This window comes from Kaistella antarctica (genome assembly GCF_900109615.1).
Classification (GTDB): domain Bacteria; phylum Bacteroidota; class Bacteroidia; order Flavobacteriales; family Weeksellaceae; genus Kaistella; species Kaistella antarctica.
Genome location: NZ_FOIX01000003.1, coordinates 511,832 through 528,449, shown reverse-complemented (window position 1 = coordinate 528,449; position 16,618 = coordinate 511,832). Strand labels below are relative to the sequence as shown.

The window sequence follows — 16,618 nt, the reverse complement described above, 5'->3', positions numbered from 1 at the left end:
TTTTAATTAAAAAATATGAACGAAAATAAACACCACCAGAAAGAATCTTTCTTCTCGAGTTGGGCGGTTGATAATAGAACGACAGTTTACGTACTGACTTTTATTATCGTACTTCTTGGGATTTTCTCTTTCTTTTCGATGCCCCGAGAAAATTTCCCGGAGGTGGTTCAAAACAATATATACATTTCCTCTGTCTATCCTGGAAACTCTGCGGAAGATGTTGAAAAGGTAATTACCAAGGAACTTGAAGATAAATTTAAAAATGTCTCGGGCGTTACCAAAGTCACCTCCAACTCCTTTCAGGATTACTGTTTGATCGTAGTTGAGTTTGATGCGAAATTAAAAGTCGCAGAAGCAAAACAGCGGATTAAAGATAAAGTTGATGAAGCCAAAGGCGATCAGGATTGGCCAAGTTTAGATTCTGGCTCCAAAGTAGAACCCAGCGTTTTCGACTTGAATATTTCGGAAGAACTGCCGATTCTGAACATTAACTTAAAAGGGAATTATCCGAAATTCACTTTAAAACAATACGCCGAAGATTTAAAAGATGATTTGGAAGATGTGCCAGAAGTGAAAGAAGCGGTGATTCTGGGAGTTGATGACAATGAGGTGGAAGTCGCTTTGGATTTATTCAAAATGAATGCAGCGGGCGTAAGTTTCGACCAAGTTATCGGTGCCATTAAAAATGAAAATATCACCATTTCTGGTGGTAATTTAGTGACGGAAGGAAACCGGGAAAATGTTCGTATTAAAGGACAAATTTCGTCTCCTTCAGATTTGAATAATTTCATGGTAAAACCGGGCGTAAAAATTCGGGATATTGCCAGCGTAAATTTTCAGGAAAAAGAAATCACTACTTATGCGCGTGAATCGGGTAAAGATGTAGTGATGATCAACCTGAAAAAAAGGGCGGGAACCAATATGATTTCGGCAATTGATCAGGCGAAAGTTAAAATAAAAAATGCTCAAAAATCATATTTACCAAAAGATTTAGAAGTGACTTTAACTTCTGATCAATCATCAGAAGTAGAACATCAGGTTAATGAATTAGCCAATCACATTCTGATCGGAATCCTATTGGTAATGGCGGTTTTAAGTTTCTCTATGGGAATGAAAAACGCCTTATTCGTTGGAACGGCAATTCCATTATCGATGTTGATTGCTTTTGCAGTGCTTCAAATGGCGGGAATTACTTTGAACACCATGGTTCTTTTTGCAATGGTAATGGGTCTCGGGATGCTGGTGGATGATGGAATTGTAGTCGTCGATAACGTCTACGCCAATATGGAAAAAGGTTTGCCAAGGCGATTAGCCTCAAAATATGGTATTGGTGAAATTGCCTTTCCAGTTATTACTTCCACTTTAACTACTGTTTTTGCGTTCCTTCCGATGCTTTTGTGGCCGGGGATTATGGGTGAATTCATGAAGTATTTCCCAATCACCATTTCCGTAACCTTGATGGCCTCGCTTTTCGTCGCCTTAATTATTAATGCTTCGATGACAGCTGGTGCCATGACGCTGGAAAATAAAAATATCTCTAAAAATACGGCGAAGAAATACACCATTATTTTCGGAGTTCTTATTGTCGTTTTTGGAATTTTGAGAATAGCTACGGGCGTAAAATATTTCTTGGGAGTTGTTACTTTTTCCATCTTGGCCATTATTGCCATTTGGTTGTATAAAGGATTCTTCCACGACCGTATTGAACATTTTCAACATACCTTCTTCCCCAATTTGGCAGAGAAATATCAAAAATTTATCAGCAACTTATTGGAGGGTAAAAAGCCGAGAAATGCCTTCTTGGGAGTAATTGGAATTCTGGTTTTCTCATTCGTTCTTTACGGGGCGATGATGGGAATTGGTCGTTCCAAAGTTTTATTCTTTCCAGAAAATATTCCTCGACAGACCATTGTTTACATGGAATATCCACAGGGAACTGATATCGGAAAAACCAATATTGCCACCAAAAGAGTAGAAGGCCAAATTTTACAAGTTCTAAAAAAATATAAAGAGTCTGATGGGTCCAATTTCTTAGTAGAATCAATGGTAACATCAGTTGGAAAAGGCGCAACCAATCCACAAGTTGATGCCGGTTCACAAGCTGATACGCCCTTTAAATCTAAGATTACCGTTACTTATGTTGAGTTCGCAAACCGACGCGGAATCAATACCGCAGATGTGATGGAAGACATTAGAATGGCGATTCCAGATATTCCTGGATTTACTTATACCGTAGAAAAAGACGCCAACGGTCCGCCAGTTGGATATCCGATTTCTATTGAATTGAAAGGTGACAACTACGATGATTTGCTTGATGAAGCTCATAAAATGATCACCTACGTAAATGGTCAAAATATAGCTGGAATAGAAAAATTACAGGCCGACATTAATAAAGACAGCCCTGAATTGATTATCGATATCGACCGGGAAACTGCTGGGAACTTAGGGGTTTCTACGGCTTACACGGGAATAACTTTGCGTAGAGCTTTGTTTGGTCAGGATATTTCAACGTTCAAGGATGTGAAAGAAGATTACGATATTTCGGTAAGGTTGCAGCAGGATCAACGTAGAAATACGAGTATCTTATTCAACCAACCGATTACGCTGCAAGGTCCAAATGGAACGGTGCAAGTTCCGATGTCAACTTTCGCAACGATGAAAGAAGATAACACTTTTAACAAAATTAAAAGAAAGGATAACAGCCGTACCATTATGGTTTATTCGGGAGTTCTGAAAAATGCCAACTCTAATGAAATTGTGCAGAAAATTCGGTCTTCATTGAAGAATTATCAAACACCAGCTGGCATATCTTATACCTTCGGCGGTGAACAAGAAGAGCAAGGTAAAAACCTGAATTTTCTTTTGTTTGCGCTGTTCTTAGCGATGTCGCTCGTAACTTCAATTATCGTCTTCCAGTTTAACTCACTGTCGAAAACTTTAATTATTATGATGACGATTCTCTTAAGTTTCTCTGGAGTATTCCTAGGACTATCGATATTCGGAATGGACTTCGTAATCTTAATGACGATGATGGGAATTATTTCCCTGGCGGGAGTTGTGGTGAAGAACGGAATTGTCTTAATGGATTTCTTTGTGCTGAAGCTCGATGAGAAAGTCTTCGAAAAAGGAGTGGAAACTCATGATGACTTAGAATTGGAAGAAGTGAAAGAAATAATCGTGCAATCTGGGAAGGAAAGATTACGTCCGGTATTGTTGACGGCAACGACAGCGATTTTAGGATTGATTCCTTTAGCCATCGGATTAAATTTTGACATCGCGTCCTTTCTAACTACTTTGAATCCGCATTTCTCTTTAGGCGGAGATAACGTGGCGTTCTGGGGACCTTTAGCTTGGACGATTATTTTCGGACTTTCGTTTGCAACTTTCTTAACTTTGATTATGGTTCCAGTGATGTTCTACATTATCTCGAAACGAAAAATCAACAACCGAAGAAAGTACTTGAAAAAGCATTTGCATGATGCAGAGGAGGAAGCTGCAGAAATCGAAAGACTTCGCAACCTTTATCCTGATGACAGTCATTTACAAAATTTGCAATCAGAATAAATTTAATTTAAAATAGAAATCCCTGAAGATTAATTTTCTTCAGGGATTTTTTATGTTGTTAGTTCAACTGCTGTTAAGTACTAATTGTAAAATTAACTTTTCAATCTCGACTTTTATTACGAAACCCTAAACTTCCAATAATTTTAAGCCACCTCACTCGCCCTAGAAAAAAAGGATTTCCAATCAGGTCGTGCAGTAATTAGTTCGCTATATGATTGGTCCTTATTTTAATTTCCTGCTCGTGCTAACGATAAGTCAATATCAATAGTCAACAAGATATCCAATATTTCTCGCTAAATTTTTAAAATAAGAATAGCTATAAGCTTTAAACAAAAATCCCTGAAGATTAGTATTCTTCAGGGATTATATTAATAAAATGGAACAGCGTCTATTTTTCTCTGAGAAAGTTTAAAGAATCTAATGACTAAAAGAATGGCGGAAATTGTAAGTCCTAAACCGAGGGCAATCCACATTCCGTAAGCACCCATTTTCATGGTTACGGTTAAGAAATATCCTAACGGAATGGTGATAATCCAATACGCTACAAAAGTAATAAGAGAAGGAACTTTCACGTCTTGAATTCCACGCAATATTCCTAGAGCAACAACTTGTACACCGTCTGATAACTGAAATAATGCCGCGATAATCAATAATTTTGAAGCCAGTAAAATAACCTCTACATCTTCTTTTTGAGTAAAGAAAGTCGGTAAAATATTTCGACCTACAATAAAGAATAATCCGCAGAACAGCATGAAGATAAAGACGATTTTTATATTGTTGATTCCAACTTTTTTCAAACCGACAAAATCCCGTTCACCTGCTCTACGACCAATCATAACGGTTGATGCCACGCTAAACCCAATACTTAGATTAAAGGTGAAGGAAGCCATTGACAAAGCAATCTGGTGAGAAGCGATGTCATTTGCAGAAACTAATCCACAAATAAAAGCTGCTCCCGCAAAAGCCGTCACTTCGAAAAACATTTGTAGGGAAGTTGGGAACCCAATTTTAATCATTCTGGAAAACATCTCCTTTGAAAATCCAACAACTTTTAAAGAGAAATGCTTGATGTATCTTCTAGTTCCAGGCTGTTTCACTAAAATATAATATAAGAAAACGACCATGAATATTCGTGCAATTAAACTTGCTAAAGCAGAGCCGCGAACTCCCATTTCTGGAAAGCCAAACATTCCTTTAATAAAGACATAATTCAAAACAATATTAATCACATTGGCAATGATCGTCGCCTTTGTAACGCCGATCGTAAAGGATAATCCCTCACTAAATTCGCGCAAAGTTTGAAAGGCCATAAAAGGGACAATACTTAAAGTCATAATCGACAAAAACCCAATCGTATCTGGAATAACTTCTGGCGGCTGATCCATATGATAGAGTAGTGGTAGCGCCAATAATAGTAGAATCATCAGTAGTAAACCAATCGACATATTAATAATAAATCCATGGCGGAAAACCGAATTGATCGTATTGTGATCATTTCGAGAATGAGCTTCGGAAACCAAAGGCGGAATCGCCAATGAAAAACCTAAAGCAAAAACAAAAATAGAGAAGAAGACTGAATTACCCAGCGACACTGAAGCTAAAGCTTGTGCACCTAGCAATTTTCCCACAATTATATTGTCAAATAAATTTACAGAAACTTGTCCCACCTGCGTGAGCATTACGGGCAAAGCTAATTTTAAAAATGGATTGGTGTATTGTTTATCTAAGAAGGCTATTTTCATAAAAAAAATTAGCAGCAAATTTACTGCAAACTTTTTACATAAATTTATTTAAAGATTTTTGTTTCCGATAATGCTAAGAGTCAGCGTCGATTTGGTTAGCTGCGATTTAAATAATCATATTTAAATAAAGCGCATTTTTAATTGCAGCAGTTCCGTAGGTGTTATTAAAAAAGATAAAAGAGGTTCCTTTAAATTTCAAAATTTCAGCCGCTAACTTTTTAAGTTCCGTTTCAGCGTATTCAGATTTAAACATTTCAGGATTACCATGAAGCCTGTAATAAGCGAAATCATCATTGTTGATGATAAAATCAGTAGGAATATCTTTCGGAATAGAAACCCCAGCGAAGACAATATTATTTTCATTCAAAGAATTTTGCACTTCAATATTCCACCAGGATTGATGGCGAAATTCTACGACATTCAAATAGTTCTTATCTACTGTGGCGATTATTTTAGCTAAATTCTCAACAGTGTAGTGAAAGGATGGAGGAAGTTGAAAAAGGAAACCAGCTAATTTTGTCCCAAGATTTTCGGCCAGATATTGACAAAATTCTGTCGTCTCGTTCTTTGTATCATCCAACTTCTTTAGATGCGTAATGGTTTTGGGAATTTTAATAAAAAATTTGAAATTAGCTTCCGTTTCCTCAACCCATTTAAGAATTGTTGAAGGTCTGGGTCTTCTGTAAAAAGTACTGTTAATTTCGACAGCATTAAGATGTTTCGAATAGAAATTTAAATAGTCCTTTGACGGTAAATTTTCTGGATAGAATAGCCCTTTCCAGAAACCTACCGCAAATCCCGAGCATCCTATGAATGGTTGCTTATTCACCTTTTATTAATCCATTAGTTAAACCTTCCCACTGAATTTTACTGCCAAGCAACATTCCGCCTAACGCCACGGTTTTATTACGGATTTTCTCTAGAACTGTTTTGTCTTTCGTATTAGGAATTTCATTTCGAGCATAAACTTCTGCAGAGATTGTTTTGTTCTCTCTTCTTATTATAAAGTTAGACGTTGCATCGGAATCTAAAAAGTGCGTGATCTTGTCAGAGGGAAGAGTTGGATTAGAAGTCGGTCGAAGCCTCATATAAATTTCTTCAGAATGGTCTTTTATTTCTTCTTCGTAAACTTCCACCTGAACCCAATCTAAACCATCTTCAGCTGGATTATGAAGTAACGGAATCTTGATGCTGATGTAGTTTCCGACTTGGGGTTTCTCCAGCGATAATATACCAGTTGAACCGTGCAAGGTAAATTCAGCTTTCTCTTTCCCCGCAAAAAACTCCCAGGAATTAACATCTAAAAAACGTTTTTTTACTAGCTCAAAATGATTAATTGCCTGCTGTTCCGTTTCTAAATCTATCTTCGAGATTGCTATACTTTCAGCACCTTTTATTTGTGGAGGAATTTGATTTTTCATAAGTCTTGCATTTTTAATTCTGATTAGTATATAAAAAAATAGCGATCAATAGACCGCTATAATTTTTATTTAGCTTTAATGTTGATTTCAGTTTTAGCCAACTTGGTTAAGTCTTTATCGCAGGTTTTTTCTTCTCTCAAAGTTTCCAGCAATAATTTTAAAACTGCTTTCTCTCCAAGTAACTTCGCGTAAGTTGCCATGGTGCCGTAGGAAGCGATTTCGTAATGCTCTACTTTTTGCGCCGCGGCAATAATTCCGGCATCTCTTACTGCTCCCGGCTGCGTTTCCTCCATAATTTCTTTGGCTTCTTTGAGCAGGCCAGCCATTGCTTCACATTTTACTGCTTCTGCCTTTATTCCCAAAGCCTTGAAGGCATCTTCTAACCTAACCACCTGATTTTTTGTGTCTGCTAAGTGATCATTAACCGCTCTTGCCAAATGAGGGGAAGTAGCATTCTTAGCCATTTTTGGTAAATTTTTCACTAAGGCTTTTTCTGCCCAGTATAAATCTTTTAATCCATCAATCATGAAATCTTTCAATTCATCTGCCGCATCTTTTTTCGGTGCGATTTTTCCTTTTGGTGTTGCTTTCTTTGCCATAATATTATTTTTAATGTTTATGAATTTGAAATAATCTGTTGCAGTTTATTTCTAGATGCTGGAATAGTATCATGTAGTATGCCAAAAAACTAACGCTTTAAAAACGCCATTAAAAAAAGCCAAATAAATTTTATCTGGCTTTAATCTTTTAATAACGAAATACAATTTGTGTAAATCTTAATTATTTTCTTACGAAACTTGCAACATCTTCGGCACTAATCGTAGCAGATCCTAGAATAATTAATCGCTCTACAACATTTCTAAGTTCTCGAATATTACCGGTCCAGCTGAAATTTTCTAAAGCTTTAATCGCTTTATCATCGAAGCTTTTTAAAGCGGTCCCATGCTCATCAGAAATAATTTTAGCAAAATGTTTGACCAAAAGTTTAATGTCATCTTTTCTTTCATCCAAAGAAGGAACGTAAATTTCAATGACAGAAAGTCGGTGGTAAAGATCTTCTCTGAATTTACCAGCTTTAATTTCGTCCTGCATATTCTTATTGGTTGCAGCAACAACTCTAACGTCAACTTTTATTTCTTTGTCGCTTCCCACGGGTGAAACTTTACTTTCCTGAAGCGCGCGAAGAACTTTGGCTTGAGCAATCAAAGACATGTCACCAATTTCATCCAAAAAGATGGTTCCGTTATTGGCAAGCTCAAATTTTCCTTGCTTATCTTTTATTGCTCCAGTAAAACTTCCTTTAACGTGTCCAAACAATTCTGATTCAATTAATTCCGACGGAATTGCCGCGCAATTCACTTCGATCATCGGTCCTTTGCTGCGATCACTTTGAGCATGAATGGCGTGCGCAACCAACTCTTTTCCGGCGCCGTTGGGTCCTGTAATGAGGACTCTTGCATCTGAAGCGGCTACTTTTTCAATCATATCCTGAATCTTTTTCAAGGCAGGCGACTCGCCAATCATTTGATATTTCTTATTGACTTTCTTCTTTAAAGTCGTGTTTTCATTTTTTAAATGCATGTTAGATTTCTGTAGATTTCTTTTATCTAAAGCATTTTTAACACTTGTAATTAATCTGTTAATATCAATAGGCTTCGATATAAAATCATAAGCGCCAACTTTTAAACAGTCAACAGCGGTGTCGATATCAGCATGACCAGAAATCATCACAAAAGTAGTGTCTGGCTTTATTTGGAGCGCTTGCCTCAATAATTCTGTACCAGAAACTTTAGGCATTTTAATATCGGAAACCACCAAAGCGAAATCTTCTTTTTCAATTTGTTTGAAGCCTTCTAAACCATCTTCAGCAATAATGAATTCGTATTCAGGCAATTCTTCAGAAAGTATACTTTGTAAGACGCCAGAAATGGCTTTTTCATCTTCAACAATTAAGATTTTTTGCATTATAAAAATTTATGGATTTAATAAAAAATTCGTGTGAATTTGGCAAACTATGTAGCAATAATCGTACCTAAAAGGTTTTTATTGGGAATCTCGCGCACCAAAAATAGCAGATCCAATTCGAACCGAGTTGGCACCACATTCAATTGCGATTTCATAATCGCCGCTCATTCCTAAAGATAAAGTTTCTAGCTTTTGTTTTTGAGAAAGCTGGCCGAAAAGTTGCTTTAAGACGTTAAACTCTTTCGTAACCTGTTGCTTATTGTCGGTAAATGTTGCCATTCCCATTAAGCCTACAATGCTGACATTTGGAAATTTACCATTCAAATATTCTAAATATAATTCCTTTGTCTCATTGATTTCCAAGCCATATTTGGTATCTTCTTCAGCTATTTTAACCTGAAGTAGTACCTTAATATTTCGCTCGTTATTTTTAGCCTGCCTATCAATTTCTAGTAATATTTTTTCGGAATCAACACTTTGAATGGTATCGATAAACGGTGCGATATATTTTAGTTTATTGGTTTGTAAATGACCGATTAAATGCCACTGAATATCCGACGGTAATTTTGGATGTTTCTCGATCAGTTCTTGCACCCTATTTTCTCCAAAAACGCGTTGCCCTAAATCATAAACTTTTTTAATGCTTTCTACAGGATGAGTTTTAGAAACTGTAACAAGTTGAACATTAGAAGGTAAACTGGAATTAATTAGTTGATAATTCTCTGCAATATTAGAAAATTCTTGCATGCTAAATATAGTTTTATATGAGAGATAGTTAGAAAAATTTCGAATTTGTAATTTAAGGAATTATTCTTTTATTTACAATAATATTTAGCTAGATGCAGTCATCTTCAGAAATAAATTTTGATTTGGGTGTATTCACGTATATTTATTTACAATTAATTTTTAGATTTGTTTAAACTAAAAATACAACATGATGAGTAATTTAGAAAAACATTTAATTACAAAAAAGGAAAGTGACCTGTTAGCCAGCGAATATGAAAAAACCAATTACGGCGCAATAAATTCCAAACGACCCGCCAATAAACCTGACGCTAGACATTTTTCTTACGATTTAGAAGTATTGCAAGACTATATTAATTTGATTCGGGAAGAAATGGGAAAGAGAGGAGTAAATAAAAAAGGCATCAGAGTAACGTTGGGAAAATACCCTGATAATAATTTTGATCCTCGATTAGATCCTATCTGCAGTGGCTATCAAACGATCTTTTTCTCCGCAGAAAACATGGATTCAGCTGAACAAATCGAAAGTGTAAGCCGAACCAATGATTTAGAAGATCTTCCTCAAATGAATTATGGCCAAATTCGTCCACCTTACTAAAAATAGATAAAATGCTTGAATGGAACAGAAGTGTGGTGAGCATCATCCAACTTTTATTAGTGATAGCATTTTTTCTACTGCTACTCTTTAAAAGGAAGAAATTAGGAAAGGGAATTATTTATTTGATTATTTCAAGCTGTATTGTGGTAATCATTGATACCTTTCTATTTTTTACAATTTTGAACAATCCCAAATTTAACAGTACACCCGTGTACACCATAGGAATGAACTTGTTTGTTTTTCTACTTTTCTTCTGTTACTTTCGCAAGATTTTACAAACAAAAGTTTTTAGAGCAATAAACTTGATCTTGATTCTGGTTTTTTTGGCGAGCTTCCTTTCATTTGCAATCTTTTCTGAAACTTTTTTCACTCAATTTTCTATCAAATTTTACGTCATAGAAGTAGTTATTTTAATGTGCAATATTTATTTAGTTCTTAATGAAACTTTCAATTCTGACAAAATTCTAAACATTAAATTATATTATCCGTTTTGGGCGTGTATTGGCTTGATGTCTACGTACTTAGGAGTGACTCCTTTACTGATTATTAGTAATACTGCTTCAGAAACGATGAATATCAATATATTTTTCATAATTTTATTTGTTGTTAATCTTATCGGATATTCTATTCTCATAACAGGGATATTTTACGCGAAAAATATTAATTCGAATAAATGAATCTTACGGAAACTGATTTTCTGCTGACTATTACTACGTTCATCATTTTAATAGTTATTTTAATGATGGTTCTAGTTTATGGCATCTTCATTAAGAAAAAATCAGAACTTCTTTTATCTCAACAAAAAAAAGAAGCGTTATTCGAACAAGAATTAGCGATCTCTCAGGTGGAAATAAAAGAACAAACCTTAGACTATATCGGGCAAGAACTGCATGACGATCTGGGTCAGAAACTTTCCGTCGCAAGATTGATGACCAGCAAAATAGCAATGGCTGATGAAAAAGACAAAACCAATATAGCCCACGAAATTAACATGTTGATTGGGGAATGTATTCAGGATATCAGAAACTTGTCGAAGTTATTTATCAGCAAACAAGTGCGGCATTTTGGATTTGTTGAATCTTTGGAGCGCGAAATTTTTAGAATTGAAAGATTGCATTTGATGGAGGTGGAGTACAAGATAAACAATCATCATATAGAAATTAATGCGGACCATGCCCTGATACTTTTTCGAATAGTACAAGAGTGTATCAATAATGTGATTAAACATGCAAGATCCAATAGAATCTTGATTAAAGTTGAAGATCATTTAAACTTTATTCAAATTAATATTAACGATTATGGAATTGGATTTAATGCAAAACATAGAAATGACGGAAGTGGGTTAGCAAATATAAAAAATAGGGCAAAGATTATTAATGCAGATTTTAAGATTAAATCAGCCGAAAATCTTGGCACCGAGATTACCATTACTTATAAAAAATAGCCAGGATGGAAAGAATTAAAATTGCAATTGTAGATGATCATAAATTGGTCTCTAAAGCAATAGAAAATATGATTTCATTTAATCCAAAATTTGAAGTGGTAATGAACTGCGCTAGCGGCGAGGATTTCTTGAAACAATTAGATTCTCGGAAAGTTCGTCCAGAAGTAGTTTTGATGGACATCAATATGCCGCGAAAAAATGGCATCGAAACAACCGCAGAATTGTCTGCGAAATATCCTGAATTAAAAGTAATCGCTCTGACAATGGAGGATAATGAAAGCACCATCATCAGTATGCTGAAAGCAGGCGCTAAAGGTTATTTGCTAAAAGATATGTCGCCAGATATCCTTTTTGATGCCATCAATATCGTTCATGAGAAGGGAGTTTTCTATACCGATTTGGTTTCCCAAAGTCTACTGAAAATTAAAATTGAACAAAAGGCCGTGCGAGAACTCAACAATCTATTAAAAGAGCGTGAAATAGAATTTATAAAGTTAGGATGTTCCGAATTAACTTACAAGGAAATCGCCGAACAAATGTGTGTAAGTCCCAGAACCATCGATGGCTACAGAGATTCTGTTTTTGCAAAGCTCAATGTGAAAACCCGAGTAGGAATTGTGCTTTTTGCTATTAAACATGATATGTGTTAAATTAGGGTGATTTCACCCTTTTATTCTATTGATTTAAATAATACTTTTGTCTCACAAATGAAAACACAAATTGTGAAAAGAAAAACAAAAAGCCGATTTTAATCGGTTTTTTGTTTTTTTTAAAAGTCAATTGTATCAAGTAAAATATTTATAAAATATCGATATAATCTAAACTGCTTAATCTACTTTCCATCAATCCTCCCCAAAATAGTATTTTTAAATAACTCCATTCCCTCTGTAGCTGACGTTTTAAAATAATTTTCGCCTTGCGTGTAGCTATTTGGTAAATTTGGATCGATGACAAATACTTCACAATTCTCAGGGATATAACTAATCAGACCTGCTGCGGGATAAACACTCATGGATGTTCCAATCACTAAAAATATATTGGCCTGAGAACATATTTCCATAGCTTTATCCATCTCTGGCACCATTTCGCCAAACCAGACAATATGCGGACGTAATTGAATACCTTCCAAATTAAGATCGCCTAAATTTAAATCTTGTTCCCAATCTACAATTGCATTCTCAGAATCTACAGGTCTTGCTTTTTTTAGTTCACCATGAAGATGAATTATCTTTGTTGATCCCGCACGCTCATGTAAATCGTCAACATTTTGGGTGATAATCTGAACATCAAAATACTTTTCCAGTTCTGCTAAAATTAAGTGTGCTTTATTGGGTTCGATTTCATTAAGCTGCCGTCTTCTTGCGTTATAAAAATCCAATACCATCTTTGGGTTTTTCTCAAAACCTTCTGGACTCGCCACATCTTCCACGCGATGATTTTCCCATAAACCATCCGAATCGCGAAAGGTTTTCACCCCGCTTTCTGCAGAAATGCCAGCGCCCGAGAAAACAACTAGTTTCTTTTTCATTTGACTTTTTTTTTAAAACTACAAAAAATTACAAACTTTTCCTAAGTCCTGCTATTTTCAATGTAAAGCAAATCTTTATTAAATTTGTGTAATAAAAATAAATTCAATGTCAAAAGTAGACGGAAAATTTTCACTTAGACAAGCCACTTTAAATGATCAAGAAAATATTTGGAAAATTCTGCAACAGGCTATCGAAAGGAGGAAACTCGATTTTAGCAATCAATGGCAAGATGGATATCCTAATCCCGAAAGCATTAAAAATGATATTGAAAATAATTTTGGTTTTGTGTTGGAAGCAGAGAATGAAATTATAGGTTATGCTGCAATCATTGACGAGATTGAACCTGCTTATGAAATAATCGAGGGACAATGGCTATCAAATCAAAAGTATATGGTTGTTCATCGCGTGGCTGTTTCAAATAAATATATAGGAAAAGGAATTGCAACTATAATCTTTCAAGAAATTGAAAAAATAGTAATCTCAAGAAAAATTCATAGTATCAAAGTAGATACTAATTTTGATAACATTCCGATGCTAAAAATTTTAGATAAACTGAGCTATGCCTATTGTGGGGAAGTTTATTTTCGTGGCTCTGCCAGAAAAGCTTTTCAAAAATTACTTATTTAAAGTGATGACCTTTTCTAATTTTATTCGCAATTAATCGCTAAACAATTGTTTAATCACTAAATTTGTATTCAACCAAAAACAAAATAGAAATGTCAAAAAAAGCTATTTTAGCAATACTCGACGGATGGGGAATCGGACTCGATCCTAGTGTTTCTGCAATTGCCCAAGCCAACACACCTTTTATTGATTCTTGCTACGAGAATTTTCCACACACCACTTTAGAAGCAAGTGGTATCGCAGTGGGATTACCTTTCGGTCAAATGGGTAATTCTGAAGTTGGACATATGAATTTAGGTGCTGGAAGGGTAGTTTACCAAAATTTGGTAAAATTAAATATGGCTGTTGAAAATGCCACTTTAGGCAAAGAAAATGCCATTACAAAGGCGTTCGAATACGCTTTTCTTAACAATAAAAATATACATTTTATCGGTTTAGTTTCAGATGGAGGAGTTCATTCCCACATCAATCATCTTAAAGGTTTACTCACAGCCGCGCATGAATTTGGCCTAAATAAAAATGTTTACGTACACGCTTTCACAGATGGTCGCGATTGCGATCCACACTCGGGCAAAGGTTTTATTGAAGACCTTTTAGATCATATGAAAAAAACTACCGGCCAGTTAGCAACAGTTGTCGGGAGATATTACGCGATGGATCGTGACAAAAGATGGGAACGGGTGAAAATTGCTTATGATGCCATGGTAAATGGGATCGGAGAAAAAACTCGTGAAGTACTACAGATAATTGAAAAAAGTTACAAAGACGAGATTACCGATGAGTTTTTAAAACCGATTATTTGCCTTAAAGACAATAGTTTACCGGTTGCAAAGATTGAGAATGATGATGTTGTATTTTGTTTTAATTTTAGAACAGATCGAGGAAGAGAAATCACTGAGGTTCTTTCTCAGCAAGCGTTTCCGGATTTCGGCATGCATCCTTTAAATCTTTATTATGTAACGATCACAAATTATGATAAAAAGTTTCAAAATATACATGTAGTTTTTGATGAAGAGGTACTGCAAGAAACGATGGGCGAGGTTTTAGAGCGAAATGGAAAGAATCAAATTCGTGTTGCTGAGACAGAAAAATATCCGCACGTTACCTTTTTCTTTTCAGGCGGACGTGAAGCGGAATTTGTAGGCGAAAGCCGATTGTTGTGTCCAAGTCCGAAAGAAGTGCCGACTTATGAGTTTAAGCCAGAAATGTCTGCTTACGATATCACTCAAAAAATACTTCCCGAAATTGAAAATGAAGCTGCAGATTTTATTTGTTTAAATTTTGCCAATACCGATATGGTTGGTCATACAGGCGTTTTTTCTGCAGCAGTGAAGGCCGCAGAAGTTGTTGATGAATGTATTTCTAAAGTTGCAACCGCAGCTTTTGAACATGGTTATACCGTTTTCATCTTAGCAGATCATGGAAATTCTGATGTAATGAAAAACCCAGATGGCAGTCCAAACACCCAACATTCCACTAACCTCGTTCCTTTAATTGTAATGGATAAAGATAGAAAATGGAATTTAAAACCAGGAAAATTAGGAGATATTGCTCCGTCAATTCTAAAAGTAATGGGCATTGAAATCCCGGAAATAATGACAGGTGAAATTTTAGTGAGCTAATTTTTTATTTATTAATTTCAATATTCAAAGCGGTAACGAGGGTTGCCGCTTTTTTCATGTAATGTAATTGACATTTATTTTTAAAAAAAACGAGATTAGAGTATAACATCAGACAGTCAAAATATAATCTGATAAAATTTGGTTCCCTAATTTATATTTTACTAATTTTCTAAATTAATAATAGAATAACTTTGATTTAATAGTTTTTTTTATGATTTTTGCTTAAAACGGCAGAATTTTGGTTAGCACTACTAGTTCAATTCAACAAAGCAATTATGCTATAAATAAGATAAATAAATTATCTTTGTCTACAATATAAAAGAGTAAAAATGTATAATAAATTAATAAGAATAGAAGTGATGAGAACTCTTGGCAAAAATGTCAACGAGTATATCGACTCCTATCTGACGCCCGCAGAAAAAATATGGCAACCCACAGATTTTTTACCTGATCCTTCTTCAGATAGCTTTCATCACGATGTAGAAGAGCTTCAAACCTACGCTCAGGAAATGGGTTATGATTTATTTGTAACCTTGATTGGAGATTGCATTACAGAGGAAGCTTTGCCAAGTTATGAATCTTGGATTATGGGAATTGATGGCGTAAATCAGGAAGAAAGATCTGGTTGGTCACAATGGGTTAGAAACTGGACAGCCGAAGAAAATCGCCACGGTGATTTGCTCAATAAATATTTATATTTATGCGGTCGCGTAAATATGCGTGAAGTTGAAATTACAACGCATTATCTTATACAGGATGGTTTAGATATTGGAACGACCATGGACCCGTATCGTAATTTTGTTTATACAAGTTTTCAGGAGACTGCAACCAATATTTCACACCGAAGAGTAGGTTCTTTGGCGAAACAAAGTGGAAACACCAAACTTTCCAGAATGTGCGGAGTAATCGCTGCTGATGAAGCGCGACATGCCAAAGCATACAAACATTTCGTGACCAAAATTTTCGAACTTGATCCTTCAGAAATGATGCTTGCTTTCGAAGATATGATGCGTAAAAAAATTGTAATGCCTGCTCATTTAATGCGCGAATCTGGCCAGAAAGCAGGCGAGCTTTGGGGACATTTCTCCGATGCAGCACAAAGAGCGATGGTTTACACCGGACAGGATTACATTAATATTTTGAGTGAACTATTAGAAGACTGGAAAATTGAACACATTACGGGACTCAATGAAAGTGCAGAAAAAGCGCAGGAATATTTAATGAAACTTCCTGGCAGATTGCAAAGAGTTACCGACAGAATTTCAACTCCAGATCAGGAATACCAGTTCAAATGGATTAAATCTTAGACAACCAAATCTTCATATATAAATGCCAACTAAGCCAATGTCTTATTTGGCATTTTTT

General features: G+C 35.4%; 14 protein-coding genes. 7 read left to right on the top strand and 7 right to left on the bottom strand.

The features are described from left to right. The first annotated feature begins 15 nt into the window (after positions 1-15). Entirely contained in the window at positions 16-3,564 is a 3,549-nt protein-coding gene (locus BMX49_RS11000; protein ID WP_051803839.1) for an efflux RND transporter permease subunit, read from the top strand. A gap of 368 nt (positions 3,565-3,932) precedes the next feature. On the opposite strand, the gene BMX49_RS10995 is transcribed toward BMX49_RS11000, so the two are convergent. From BMX49_RS10995 to BMX49_RS10970, 6 genes are all read right to left on the bottom strand, one after another. Continuing rightward, a complete protein-coding gene (locus tag BMX49_RS10995; protein WP_034721547.1) occupies positions 3,933-5,300 on the bottom strand; it encodes an MATE family efflux transporter in 1,368 nt (455 codons plus the stop codon). Between the two features lie 112 nt (positions 5,301-5,412). Then, entirely contained in the window at positions 5,413-6,135 is a 723-nt protein-coding gene (locus BMX49_RS10990) for a DUF72 domain-containing protein (protein ID WP_034720731.1), read from the bottom strand. Continuing rightward, on the bottom strand, positions 6,128-6,727 hold the full coding sequence (locus tag BMX49_RS10985) for a hypothetical protein (protein WP_034720729.1): 600 nt from the start codon (positions 6,725-6,727) through the stop codon (positions 6,128-6,130). Before BMX49_RS10985 ends, BMX49_RS10990 begins: the two co-directional genes overlap by 8 nt. A gap of 65 nt (positions 6,728-6,792) precedes the next feature. Further along, positions 6,793-7,326 (bottom strand): ferritin-like domain-containing protein, encoded by a 534-nt coding sequence (locus BMX49_RS10980; RefSeq protein WP_034720727.1) that lies wholly within the window; start codon positions 7,324-7,326, stop codon positions 6,793-6,795. Between the two features lie 181 nt (positions 7,327-7,507). Then, a complete protein-coding gene (locus tag BMX49_RS10975) occupies positions 7,508-8,692 on the bottom strand; it encodes a sigma-54-dependent transcriptional regulator (RefSeq protein WP_034720724.1) in 1,185 nt (394 codons plus the stop codon). Positions 8,693-8,770: 78 nt separating this feature from the next. Next, positions 8,771-9,439 (bottom strand): YggS family pyridoxal phosphate-dependent enzyme, encoded by a 669-nt coding sequence (locus tag BMX49_RS10970; RefSeq protein WP_034720722.1) that lies wholly within the window; start codon positions 9,437-9,439, stop codon positions 8,771-8,773. 190 nt (positions 9,440-9,629) lie between these two features. Here BMX49_RS10970 and BMX49_RS10965 point away from each other — a divergent pair, with 190 nt between their 5' ends. The 3 genes from BMX49_RS10965 (at position 9,630) to BMX49_RS10950 (ending at position 12,128) form a co-directional block, all read left to right on the top strand. Next, entirely contained in the window at positions 9,630-10,034 is a 405-nt protein-coding gene (locus BMX49_RS10965; protein ID WP_126337105.1) for a hypothetical protein, read from the top strand. Between the two features lie 673 nt (positions 10,035-10,707). Continuing rightward, entirely contained in the window at positions 10,708-11,478 is a 771-nt protein-coding gene (locus tag BMX49_RS10955; RefSeq protein WP_034720717.1) for a sensor histidine kinase, read from the top strand. Positions 11,479-11,483: 5 nt separating this feature from the next. Continuing rightward, entirely contained in the window at positions 11,484-12,128 is a 645-nt protein-coding gene (locus BMX49_RS10950) for a response regulator transcription factor (RefSeq protein ID WP_034720716.1), read from the top strand. Positions 12,129-12,310: 182 nt separating this feature from the next. Here the strand turns inward: BMX49_RS10950 and BMX49_RS10945 are convergent, their stop codons facing one another. Continuing rightward, on the bottom strand, positions 12,311-13,006 hold the full coding sequence (locus BMX49_RS10945; protein WP_034720714.1) for an SIR2 family NAD-dependent protein deacylase: 696 nt from the start codon (positions 13,004-13,006) through the stop codon (positions 12,311-12,313). Between the two features lie 106 nt (positions 13,007-13,112). Between BMX49_RS10945 and BMX49_RS10940 the strand changes: the two genes are divergently transcribed. From BMX49_RS10940 to BMX49_RS10930, 3 genes are all read left to right on the top strand, one after another. Beyond that, the gene (locus tag BMX49_RS10940) at positions 13,113-13,634 is read left to right on the top strand and encodes a GNAT family N-acetyltransferase (RefSeq protein ID WP_034720710.1); all 522 of its coding nucleotides are present in this window, start codon (positions 13,113-13,115) and stop codon (positions 13,632-13,634) included. Positions 13,635-13,723: 89 nt separating this feature from the next. Further along, positions 13,724-15,253 carry a 2,3-bisphosphoglycerate-independent phosphoglycerate mutase gene (gene gpmI, locus BMX49_RS10935; protein ID WP_034720706.1) on the top strand — a complete coding sequence of 510 codons (1,530 nt, stop codon included), beginning with the start codon at positions 13,724-13,726 and terminating at the stop codon, positions 15,251-15,253. 329 nt (positions 15,254-15,582) lie between these two features. Then, on the top strand, positions 15,583-16,560 hold the full coding sequence (locus tag BMX49_RS10930) for an acyl-ACP desaturase (RefSeq protein ID WP_034720703.1): 978 nt from the start codon (positions 15,583-15,585) through the stop codon (positions 16,558-16,560). Positions 16,561-16,618 lie beyond the last annotated feature (58 nt).

Bases quoted from the DNA above. Each gene is read 5' to 3' on its own strand.
- BMX49_RS11000 (WP_051803839.1), top strand. From the start codon at position 16: ATGAACGAAAATAAACACCACCAGAAAGAATCTTTCTTCTCGAGTTGG.
- BMX49_RS10985 (WP_034720729.1), bottom strand. From the start codon at position 6,727: ATGAAAAATCAAATTCCTCCACAAATAAAAGGTGCTGAAAGTATAGCA.
- BMX49_RS10980 (WP_034720727.1), bottom strand. From the start codon at position 7,326: ATGGCAAAGAAAGCAACACCAAAAGGAAAAATCGCACCGAAAAAAGAT.
- BMX49_RS10975 (WP_034720724.1), bottom strand. From the start codon at position 8,692: ATGCAAAAAATCTTAATTGTTGAAGATGAAAAAGCCATTTCTGGCGTC.
- BMX49_RS10970 (WP_034720722.1), bottom strand. From the start codon at position 9,439: ATGCAAGAATTTTCTAATATTGCAGAGAATTATCAACTAATTAATTCC.
- BMX49_RS10965 (WP_126337105.1), top strand. From the start codon at position 9,630: ATGAGTAATTTAGAAAAACATTTAATTACAAAAAAGGAAAGTGACCTG.
- BMX49_RS10955 (WP_034720717.1), top strand. From the start codon at position 10,708: ATGAATCTTACGGAAACTGATTTTCTGCTGACTATTACTACGTTCATC.
- BMX49_RS10950 (WP_034720716.1), top strand. From the start codon at position 11,484: ATGGAAAGAATTAAAATTGCAATTGTAGATGATCATAAATTGGTCTCT.
- BMX49_RS10945 (WP_034720714.1), bottom strand. From the start codon at position 13,006: ATGAAAAAGAAACTAGTTGTTTTCTCGGGCGCTGGCATTTCTGCAGAA.
- BMX49_RS10940 (WP_034720710.1), top strand. From the start codon at position 13,113: ATGTCAAAAGTAGACGGAAAATTTTCACTTAGACAAGCCACTTTAAAT.
- gpmI (WP_034720706.1), top strand. From the start codon at position 13,724: ATGTCAAAAAAAGCTATTTTAGCAATACTCGACGGATGGGGAATCGGA.
- BMX49_RS10930 (WP_034720703.1), top strand. From the start codon at position 15,583: ATGTATAATAAATTAATAAGAATAGAAGTGATGAGAACTCTTGGCAAA.